At 42.4% G+C, this 10,217-nt stretch carries 8 protein-coding genes, 1 other RNA gene and 1 other annotated feature; of the genes, 8 read left to right on the top strand and 1 reads right to left on the bottom strand.

Annotated features, from left to right (window positions below):
• Positions 1–338: 338 nt before the first annotated feature.
• From Q1J64_RS14100 to Q1J64_RS14110, 3 genes are all read left to right on the top strand, one after another.
• On the top strand, positions 339–884 hold the full coding sequence (locus Q1J64_RS14100) for a hypothetical protein (protein ID WP_301109730.1): 546 nt from the start codon (positions 339–341) through the stop codon (positions 882–884).
• Between the two features lie 250 nt (positions 885–1,134).
• Positions 1,135–1,743: a protein kinase family protein gene (locus Q1J64_RS14105; RefSeq protein ID WP_301109731.1), complete on the top strand. Its 609-nt coding sequence runs from the start codon at positions 1,135–1,137 to the stop codon at positions 1,741–1,743.
• Between the two features lie 58 nt (positions 1,744–1,801).
• Positions 1,802–2,362: a cysteine hydrolase family protein gene (locus tag Q1J64_RS14110; RefSeq protein ID WP_301109732.1), complete on the top strand. Its 561-nt coding sequence runs from the start codon at positions 1,802–1,804 to the stop codon at positions 2,360–2,362.
• Between the two features lie 67 nt (positions 2,363–2,429).
• On the opposite strand, the gene Q1J64_RS14115 is transcribed toward Q1J64_RS14110, so the two are convergent.
• Positions 2,430–3,974 (bottom strand): N-acetylmuramoyl-L-alanine amidase family protein, encoded by a 1,545-nt coding sequence (locus Q1J64_RS14115; protein ID WP_301109733.1) that lies wholly within the window; start codon positions 3,972–3,974, stop codon positions 2,430–2,432.
• Between the two features lie 116 nt (positions 3,975–4,090).
• Positions 4,091–4,310 (top strand) — a binding site (T-box leader).
• 78 nt (positions 4,311–4,388) lie between these two features.
• Between Q1J64_RS14115 and hisS the strand changes: the two genes are divergently transcribed.
• From hisS to Q1J64_RS14140, 5 genes are all read left to right on the top strand, one after another.
• The gene (gene hisS / locus Q1J64_RS14120) at positions 4,389–5,651 is read left to right on the top strand and encodes a histidine--tRNA ligase (RefSeq protein ID WP_301109734.1); all 1,263 of its coding nucleotides are present in this window, start codon (positions 4,389–4,391) and stop codon (positions 5,649–5,651) included.
• Between the two features lie 51 nt (positions 5,652–5,702).
• Complete coding sequence (gene aspS / locus Q1J64_RS14125; RefSeq protein WP_301109735.1) at positions 5,703–7,472, top strand: aspartate--tRNA ligase; 1,770 nt, start codon at positions 5,703–5,705, stop codon at positions 7,470–7,472.
• 76 nt (positions 7,473–7,548) lie between these two features.
• Positions 7,549–7,729, top strand: a non-coding RNA gene (gene ssrS, locus Q1J64_RS14130) — 6S RNA.
• A gap of 136 nt (positions 7,730–7,865) precedes the next feature.
• A complete protein-coding gene (locus Q1J64_RS14135) occupies positions 7,866–8,633 on the top strand; it encodes a tRNA threonylcarbamoyladenosine dehydratase (protein ID WP_301109736.1) in 768 nt (255 codons plus the stop codon).
• 14 nt (positions 8,634–8,647) lie between these two features.
• Positions 8,648–10,066, top strand: a complete 1,419-nt coding sequence (locus tag Q1J64_RS14140; protein WP_301109737.1) for an NAD-dependent succinate-semialdehyde dehydrogenase — start codon at positions 8,648–8,650, stop codon at positions 10,064–10,066.
• Positions 10,067–10,217 lie beyond the last annotated feature (151 nt).

A 10,217-nucleotide genomic window follows, 5' to 3' on the forward strand; every position in this document is an offset into this window, starting at 1 on the left:
GAGTGAGTCCTTTATACGAATTGTAGGTATTCACATAGTATGTATCGGCCCTCCGGAAAGCGTCCGGCTGAAACGGAAATCAACGGTTCCAAACTACCGTCTGGCTAATGAGGGCGTTAGTTGAATAAGAAAACTGTGAAAAGAACCAGATAGGTTCTTCTCTTTAAAGGTTGATGAATAGCCCAAAAGCTTTTTTATAATTTTTCCTCCAGTAACTAAATAATGCTTACAATAATCTATAATCCTCTAACTGTATAACAGCTCAGATCTTTCAATAATATCTAATCTAACCGATACATACCATAATGGACTCATTTGCTATAAAATGGAGGGATTGTATGAGAATTTCAGGGAATCAATTCATTACGGATCCACTAAAAAATCTGACACCACCCAAGAAAAATGACTCCAATTCGAAGCGGGAATCCATCACTTCAGAGTCACAGCGGCATATTGAAGATCTGAAGAGAATGGTAGAAGAGGAAGCACTTTATCAAAAACGAATGGCTGCAAATCAAATTGCCAAGAAAATCGCCCGTGGTGAAAGCGTAACGAATGAAGAACGAGAACAGCTGAAGGGGATGGATGAGGAAGGATTACGAAAAGCGGAGCAGGCAAATCTTCAGCGTAAACAACTAAGTGCCAGATTAGCTAATGCCACAACGAAAGAGCAGGCAAGAGCAATTATTTTGGAAGGTAAACTGTCTGCAGGCGAAATCATCGAAAAAGGCGACGAACAGTACGGTGAATTTTTGATGGAAGCTGTCAATAAAGCAGAAGATGATCATTATGCTGTGAAACGGACTCAGTCTGATATGACGATCTTGGTCAACAATCCTAAAAATATTGATAAGCCAGCTTCCTTATACGATATTCGTTTATGATTGACATACAAGCTTTTCAAATTTATAGTGGACGTAGATATTAATATATTCAATTTATACTAAGGGGAGTAGCTAGTACAGTAAAAGTCGTCAATACAGGATGTGAATCCTCGGCCTTACTGGCAACTATCGTTGTTTGCGAGACCTTACCAATTTTTTGGTGAGGTCTCTTTTCTATTTTATGAGACGTTATGACCATGAATTGGTTATAGCGTCTTTTTACATATCAAAAATTATTGGAGGTTATCTTTTGAATTCTTATAAGGAACTTGCAAACTCAGTCATCATTGACAAGAAGAACCGCCTTATCAGTTGCGACAGGTCCCTATGTTTAATTGGAACAGGAAGAAGTGCCTTTGTTTTCAGAATAAAGTCGTCGAATAAAGCAATCAAAGTGTTCTTTCCCGATTTTATAGATATATCTAAAGAAGAAGCGGAAATATATCAATCACTTCAAGGTATTCATTATTTTCCATCTATTTATGAAACAGGGTCGAATTATGTTGTTATGGATCACATAAATGGGTATACACTTTTTGAATGTTTGACACATGGAATAGTCATTACAGCAGAACATATTAAAGAAATTGATCATGCACTTTCATTGGCTTCAGCTGTAGGTTTGAATCCTTCAGATATTCATCTGCGTAATATTTTTATCACTTCCAATCATGACATCAAACTCATTGATGTTGCTCGTTACAGACAAAGGAAAAACTGTAGACAATGGAATAATCTAAAAAAAGCTCATAGACAATTCTATTGCAAACGTTTCTTTATGAAGAAAATTCCTGCCTCTTTATTGAATATCCTGGCTTTACTTTATAAAAAGGATCTCATCCCATACTATCGTCTATGAAGAATTACTGTATACTCGTGTAATCACTAGTATGTACTGTAAACCAAGGGGGCATTTAATGGACGACCAGAACAAGGCGTTACTGGTAGTAGACGTACAAAAAGCGTTTGAAGATGAAAAGTGGGGAGAACGAAATAACCTGCATACTGAAGAGAATATTCGTGAAATTCTAGATGTTTGGCGGGAAATGAGATGGACAGTTATACACATCCAGCATATGTCTGATCATCTCAGTTCTTTATTTCATCCAGCAAATGCAGGGTTTGCTTTTAAAGAAATAGTGAAACCAATAGAAGGAGAAGTAATACTGACAAAAAAAGTTAATAGTAGTTTTATCGGTACGAGATTGGAAGAGTATTTAAAAGAAAATGATCTATCGACAGTAGTGATTACTGGTTTGACTACGCCGCATTGTGTTTCGACAACGGCAAGAATGAGTGGCAATTTAGGTTTCAATACCTACCTGATTTCAGATGCAACAGCGTCCTTTGGCATGAAGGATCACAATAATATATATTATGATGCAGAAACTATCCATACGATTTCTTTAGCTACATTACATGATGAATTTGCAACAATACTTAAAACAGAAGAACTGCTAAACAGATTAACTACATGAGCATAGTGAGATCACGTGAAAAGACTACTAGTCCAATTCTGAACTAGTAGTCTCTTTCTTCATTCATTTAATTAAAGTAATCTAGCAATCCTTGGTAAATACCATAAGTGGCTTGCTCACGGAAACGATCTGTTGTAATTTGACGTTCTTCATTGTAATTCGACAGATAGCCGAGCTCGACCAGTACGCCGATTCGATAATTTTCGCGAAGTACGTGGAAATCACCAAATTGTGCACCGCGGTCCCGCAGCGAGATGTTGGACGCTAAACCTTTATTAATAGCTTCCGCCAGCGGCTGCTGTTCGGAACGGGTGTAATAACTCGTAAAGCCTGCAATTGATGGATCGACATGTGCGTCATAATGAATACTAACGAATGCATCTGCGTTATGATACTGTGCAATGGAAGCACGTGCACCAAGCAAAACATATGTATCGGAATTACGTGTCAAAATGACTTCTGCGCCAGCATTCTGCAGCTTCGTTGCCAATAGTTCAGCAGTAACAAGTGTTAAGTCTTTCTCTATTGATCCACGGGCGCCAGTTGTCCCTCTGTCATGTCCGCCATGACCAGGATCCACTACAATTGTTAGTCCTTTTAATGTACCTTTGACGCGTGCTGTTTCAGTACTTTCATTGGAATCTGTGTTGGAAAAGTCATTGGTTGTGACCACCCATTCTGCGACAAATGCCTGTTTACCATTCGGCAATGAAATCTCGTACCAGTCATCCTGTTTACTAACGATCGGGTAGTTTTCACCCGCATTCACCCGGAACACGACGGGGGAAGAAGTGGAAGGCTGATCACGCAGGTTCGTGCCATCTGTTAGGATTGTGACGATTCCCTGGTCTTCAGCAACCGCTGTGTCTGACGTCGGTTGTTTAGAAGACAAATGACCGTGGAACGAATAAACCCAGCCAGTTTTTTTCTTATCCAGCTGTATTTGCACCCAGTTTCCATCTGTTGCAATAACAGTAAAAGATTCCCCTTTCGCAATCTGTGTCACTTTATTTGATTGCTGTGTCGCTTTTTTACGGACATTTAGGGTTTCCACTGCAACTGTAAATTTATCCGGATCGGTTACTTCCTTCGCTACAGTTGTTTGTTCCACTGTCTCTTCCGAATCTGATTGTTTGAATGAAGTCTTTTTCATTTCTGATACATACTCTGCAAATACCCAGCCGTCACGGCCGTCATAGGTGATAGAAATCCAGTCGCCTTCTTGTCCGGTTGCTGTAGCAACAGTGCCTGCCCGCATTTTTCCTACTACTGCGGATTGCACTGATGGACTTGAACGGATATTAAGCGAATCGACTTGCGACACGATTTCCTTCGGCTGTTCGGAAGCGTCCGTTGAGCTTGTCAGCCATTTGGCGACCCAGCCTTCTGACTGCTCAAATTGAATCTTCAGCCAGTCGCCTTCCGTTTCGAGAATCTGTAAGCTTTCTTTATCCAGTAATTGACCGACTACAGGATAGGTAAGTCCGGGACCGCTGCGGACATTCAGCGTAGGAGAATCTACTGTAACCGTCTCCGCGAATCCGCTTGGAAGACTGCTAAAAAATAAAATGATTACCAGAAATAAAATTGAACCAAAGCGATTATTTTTCACTCTGTCACCTCCTTACTTCGTATTGTACCGAACATTGTAAACAAAACGCTACAATTTGCTAAAAAAGTTGACAGTTTGAGTTGAAATGATTAACATAGGGAATAATCGAATCGAACTACTTACCGATGATATGGAAAATACCTTTACGAACGGCTGGAAAGAGAACGGGGAACTTGGCTGAAATTCCCTGACAGAACGGTAAAGCAAACAACACCATGGAGGTTCCATGCTGAATTCAGTAGGCGTGGACGGAACCGGCCGTTATCCGGATTCGAGTGGGCACTAGTTGTGTCAATTTGGGTGGAACCGCGGAAGCTACAAGCTCTCGTCCCTGTGTTATTAGGGATGGGAGCTTTTTTGTGTTCTTTCGTAAGTTTACCCGATATCAGTTGATTAATGAAAGGAGTAATGAAAATGAATTTTAAAGTTCCTCGCGGTACACAGGACATTTTGCCTGATGTTTCTTGGAAATGGCAGCGTGTAGAAAAGATTGTCCGTTCGATCTCTGACGTCTATAACTACAAAGAAATCCGTACACCCATTTTCGAACAGACAGAGCTATTCCAGCGAACTGTTGGAGATACGACGGATATCGTCCAAAAAGAAATGTACACTTTTACTGATCGTGGAGACCGTTCCATGACACTTCGTCCTGAAGGTACAGCACCCGTTGTTCGTTCATTTGTAGAAAACAAGATGTTCGGCTATGCGGATCAGCCGGTGAAACTGTATTACACAGGACCGATGTTCCGTTACGAACGTCAGCAAGCTGGACGCTACCGTCAATTTGTTCAGTTTGGCGTAGAAGCAATCGGCAGTGCTGATCCGGCAATTGATGCAGAAGTAATCGAATTAGCAATGACCGTCTACAAAAAAGCAGGATTAAGTGATATCAAGCTTGTGTTGAACTCGCTGGGTGATAAGGAATCACGCAATGCACACCGGGAAGCGCTGATTGCACACTTCAATCCACACATCCAGGAATTCTGCAGTGACTGCCAAAATCGTCTGGAAAAAAATCCGTTGCGTATTTTAGACTGTAAAGTAGACCGTGAGCACCCGCTGATGAAAACAGCACCTTCATTGGCTGACTTTCTCAATGAAGACTCATCTGCTTATTTTGAGCAGGTGAAACATTATTTAGATGTCGCAGGAATTGCTTACGAATACGATCCAAATCTCGTGAGAGGACTGGATTATTACAATCACACTGCATTTGAGATCATGAGTACGTCTAAAGGTTTTGGCGCAATCACGACTTTATGCGGCGGCGGACGCTATAATGGACTAGCTGAAGAAATCGGCGGACCACCAGCCCCTGGTATTGGATTTGCCATGAGTATCGAACGTTTATTGCTGGCGCTGGAAGCAGAAGATAAAGCGTGGACAGATGAACCGTCACTCGACGTTTATATTGTTACACTAGGTGATGATGCGCGAACAAAAGGATTCGAACTGATCGGCAAGTTAAGAGAAAGCGGTCTGCGCAGTGAAATGGATTACATGGATCGCAAAATGAAAGCGCAAATGAAGTCCGCAGATCGTCTGAATGCGGATTATGTAATCGTCATCGGAGAAGATGAAGTAGCTGAAAACGTCGTCCAGTTGAAAAACATGGAAGACGGGCAGCAGAAAAAAGTAGCTCTGGATCAATTGCTTGAAGAACTTCAGAAATAATCATTTCTATTAAATACTAACAGCAAAGAATGGAAAGGTAGTGTAGTCGTCATGAAACGCACTCATTATTGTGGAAACTTAACAGAATTACAAATCGGACAGGAAGTTACGTTACAGGGCTGGGTCCAAAAACGCAGAGATTTAGGAGGACTTATCTTCATTGACGTGCGCGACCGTGCAGGAATCGTCCAAACGGTATTCAACCCGGATATTTCTAAAGAGGCGCTTGAAATCGCAGAAACATTGCGCAATGAATACGTCATTGAAATTAAAGGTCTGGTCATCGAACGCGAAGAAAGAACAAAGAACAAGAACCTGCAAACAGGGGCAATTGAAGTCCAGGTTACAGAAGTCAAAGTAATCAATGAAGCGAAAAATCCTCCATTTGCGATCGAAAACGAGACGGAGGTAGGGGAAGAGACGCGCTTGAAATATCGCTACTTAGATCTCCGACGTCCAGAATTGGCGCGTGTTTTCAAAATGCGTTCGGACATTACGAAAACAGTACGGAATTTCTTGGATGATGAAGGATTCCTAGAAGTTGAAACACCAATTTTAACGAAATCCACACCTGAAGGCGCACGTGACTATTTAGTTCCGAGCCGTGTTCATGAAGGAGAATTCTATGCATTACCACAGTCTCCTCAGCTATTCAAACAACTGTTGATGGTATCAGGCTTTGACCGTTACTACCAGATTGCACGCTGTTTCCGTGATGAAGACCTGCGCGCAGACCGTCAGCCTGAGTTCACACAGATCGATATGGAAATGAGCTTCATGGGTATTGAAGATATTTTAGAGTTGAATGAACGTTTGATCACAAAAATCATGAAAGACGTAAAAGGCGTTGATGTACCATCGCCATTTAAACGCCTTCCATATGATGAAGCAATGAGCCGTTTTGGTTCAGACAAGCCGGATACTCGTTTTGGTATGGAATTGACGGATGTATCGGCTATTGTGAAAGATTCTTCATTCAAAGTATTTACAGGTGCAGTTGAAACTGGCGGACAAGTGAAGCTGATCAACGTCAAAGGCGCTGCTGAGAAATATTCACGTAAAGATATTGACGCACTTGGTGAATTTGCGAAAGTATACGGAGCAAAAGGATTGGCTTGGCTAAAAGTTACGGAAGATGGCTTCAACGGTCCAATTGCAAAATTCTTTGAAGGCGAAGTCGGTGAAGCACTAAGAGCAGCTGGCGACGGCGAAGTAGGAGATTTATTCCTGTTCGGTGCAGATAAAAAATCAGTTGTTGCAGATTCATTGGGCGCATTGCGTTTGAAATTAGGAAAAGACTTGGAACTGATCGATCAGTCCAAATACAACTTCCTTTGGGTCACTGACTGGCCTTTATTCGAATATGATGAAGAAGATGGCCGTTATTATGCAGCACACCATCCGTTCACGATGCCTTCTGATGTGGAGCAATTAACTTCTGATCCAGCTTCGGTGAAAGCGCAAGCCTATGATTTAGTGTTGAATGGCTATGAGCTTGGCGGCGGATCATTACGGATTTATCAGCGTGAAGTTCAGGAAGAGATGTTTAAAGCGCTTGGATTTACTGAAGAGCAGGCAAGAGAGCAATTTGGATTCTTGCTTGATGCATTTGAATACGGAACTCCTCCACACGGCGGTATTGCTTTTGGTCTAGACCGAATTGTCATGCTGCTTGCAGGATCTACGAACTTGCGTGACACAATTGCGTTCCCGAAAACAGCGAGCGCAAGCGATTTATTGACAGAAGCACCAAGCGCTGTTGATGAAGCACAGCTGAAAGAACTCGGGATTAAAGTGGCAGTTGAACCCGCAAAAAAGTGAGGAATCTACCATTTTTGACTCAACATCATCGAATTGATTGAAATATAAAATAGCGTATGATAGGATGAAGTTAATAGAAATCCTGAAGTGTTCGTCATTTGCCAATCAGTTTTGACCCAACATAAAATCGTCGGGAGTCTGCAATTTCAACTTGGATGGCATGCCTTTAAACGGGACGTCAAAAGAGTCGGATAAGACACCCACCTGCTATAAGCGGGTTCAAAGCGATATCCAAAGACGGCACAGTCGGGATTTTTTCTTTACTTTACACTTACACCCTTTTGCATTCGTGCAGAAGGGTTTTTTGCATTTATAAATGCAGTTAGTTGCACTTATCGCTAGCCGTGATTTACCATAGAGAAAAGACAATTTTTTATAAAGGATGAGGTAACCATGTTACATCAATTTTCAAGGAATGAATTAGCGATTGGCAAAGAAGGAATTGATCGGATGAAAGGCAAGACTGTCGCCATACTTGGCGTAGGAGGAGTCGGTTCATTCGCAGCTGAAGCCTGTGCACGTACTGGAGTCGGACGTATCATCCTTGTTGATAAAGATACCGTTGACATTACTAATATCAACCGTCAGCTAGTCGCATATCTGTCCACTGTAGGCAAATCAAAATCCGCCGTCATGAAAGAACGAATCGCAGATATTAATAAAGAGTGCGAAGTCATCGATCTGCATATGTTCTATACGGACGAGACAGCAGAAGAGTTTTTCTCTTATGAACCCGATTATGTCATCGATGCTTCTGACACCATCAGTTATAAAATCCATTTGATCCAGCAATGTATAGAGCGCGGAGTGAAAATAATTTCCAGTATGGGTGCTGCAAATAAAACAGATCCCACACGTTTTCAAATAGCGGATATTTCCAAAACGCACACCGACCCCCTCGCAAAAGTCATGCGTCTGCGTTTGAGAAAACTTGGTATTCCTAAAGGCGTACCGGTTGTTTTTTCCGATGAAAGCCCGATTGTCATCCGGGAAGATGTCGTAGAAACCGTCGGAAATCCTGACGCTGCTATCCGAAAAGCGCAAATGCCGCCGGCTTCTAATGCATTTTGTCCATCCGTTGCTGGTTTAATTCTTGCCAGTTGGGTATTAAATGATATAGTGGCGGATATTCCAGTGGAACGCGTCAATGATGCAAAATAGAGGAGAGATTCATAATGGATGCAATAGAATTACTGATTGACGGAAAACGTACAGGGGCGGAGCTGCCCACAATTGATGTAGTGAATCCAGCAACAGGAGAAAAGATTGCAACTGTACCAAAAGGCGGCGCAAATGAAGCAACGCAGGCTGTTGATGCTGCTTATGACGCACTGAAAGAATGGTCTGCTTTATCAGCTTACGAACGCAGCGCTTATTTAATGAAGTGGTCAGCTTTAATTGAAGAGCAGGAAGACAGCTTAGCGAAGACGATGACAATGGAACAAGGAAAGCCATTATCGGAAGCACTTGGTGAAATGCGCTATGCCAATGGCTTTATCACCTGGTATGCCGAAGAAGCTAAGCGTATTTATGGCGAGACCATTCCTGCTACACAATCTTCGAAACGATTATTCGTTCATAAACAGCCTGTAGGCGTTGTAGCCGCTATTACGCCTTGGAACTTCCCTGCTGCAATGATTACACGGAAAGTGGGGCCAGCTTTAGCTGCCGGTTGTACAGTCGTGCTAAAACCTGCTTCTCAAACGCCATTAACGGCAATTCGTCTGGCAGAACTTGCGCAGCAGGCAGGAATTCCGGATGGTGTCATCAATGTTGTGACAGGCAGTGCCGGTGAAATTGCAGAAGCATGGCAGCAGGATGAGCGTGTCAGAAAAATCACGTTTACAGGGTCGACAGAAGTAGGGAAGATGCTGATGAAGGGTGCAGCTGATACAATAAAGAAAATTTCGTTGGAACTCGGTGGACATGCTCCGGCGATCGTCATGGAGGACAGTGATCTTGATAAAGCGGTTGAAGGCGTGATAGGAGCTAAATTCCGTAATGCAGGGCAGACATGTGTTTGTGCGAATCGGATTTATGTTCATTCGTCCATTGCAGAAGAATTTACTAAACGGATCACAAAGAAAACAAATGAGCTAAAAGTCGGCAATGGTCTGGAAAACAATGTAGAAATCGGGCCGTTGATTGATGAATCAGCAGTAGAAAAAGTACAGGAACACGTAAAAGATGCCAATTCTAAAGGTGCCAACGTCGTAACAATTGGTGAGCAGAAGGAAGGCTTGTTCTATCCTCCGACTGTCTTGACGGATGTGACGGATGAGATGCTCTGTATGAAAGAAGAGACATTTGGACCGGTTCTGCCTATTACGACATTTGAAACGGAAGAAGAAGTGATTCAGCGTGCGAATGATTCCATTTACGGCCTTGCAGCGTATGTTTTCACAGAGAATATTTCAAGAGGCATTCGTATTTGTGAAGCTTTGGAGTACGGAATTGTCGGATTAAATGATGGGCTTCCATCAGCACCGCAGGCACCGTTCGGCGGATTTAAACAGAGCGGACTGGGGCGCGAAGGTGGACATCAAGGTATCGATGAGTACCTGGAAGTAAAATATATTTCATTAGGATTATAAAGAAGAAGCAGAAAGGATGAATTCAAAAACTCGTCCTATCTGCTTTTTTCTAGTTTATTTCTACGTCGCGCATGATACCGCTACCGTTAAGGACCTTAAAATGTGCCTTTGTAATACCGTTTGTCTGACTGTCCGCTGCAACACGATGGCC

Source organism: Sporosarcina sp., assembly GCF_029257255.1.
Classification (GTDB): domain Bacteria; phylum Bacillota; class Bacilli; order Bacillales_A; family Planococcaceae; genus Sporosarcina.

What these genes read in the sequence shown, in the direction of transcription:
- Q1J64_RS14140 (WP_301109737.1), top strand. Translation starts at nt 8,648, where the DNA reads ATGGATGCAATAGAATTACTGATTGACGGAAAACGTACAGGGGCGGAG.
- Q1J64_RS14100 (WP_301109730.1), top strand. Translation starts at nt 339, where the DNA reads ATGAGAATTTCAGGGAATCAATTCATTACGGATCCACTAAAAAATCTG.
- Q1J64_RS14110 (WP_301109732.1), top strand. Translation starts at nt 1,802, where the DNA reads ATGGACGACCAGAACAAGGCGTTACTGGTAGTAGACGTACAAAAAGCG.
- Q1J64_RS14135 (WP_301109736.1), top strand. Translation starts at nt 7,866, where the DNA reads ATGTTACATCAATTTTCAAGGAATGAATTAGCGATTGGCAAAGAAGGA.
- aspS (WP_301109735.1), top strand. Translation starts at nt 5,703, where the DNA reads ATGAAACGCACTCATTATTGTGGAAACTTAACAGAATTACAAATCGGA.
- hisS (WP_301109734.1), top strand. Translation starts at nt 4,389, where the DNA reads ATGAATTTTAAAGTTCCTCGCGGTACACAGGACATTTTGCCTGATGTT.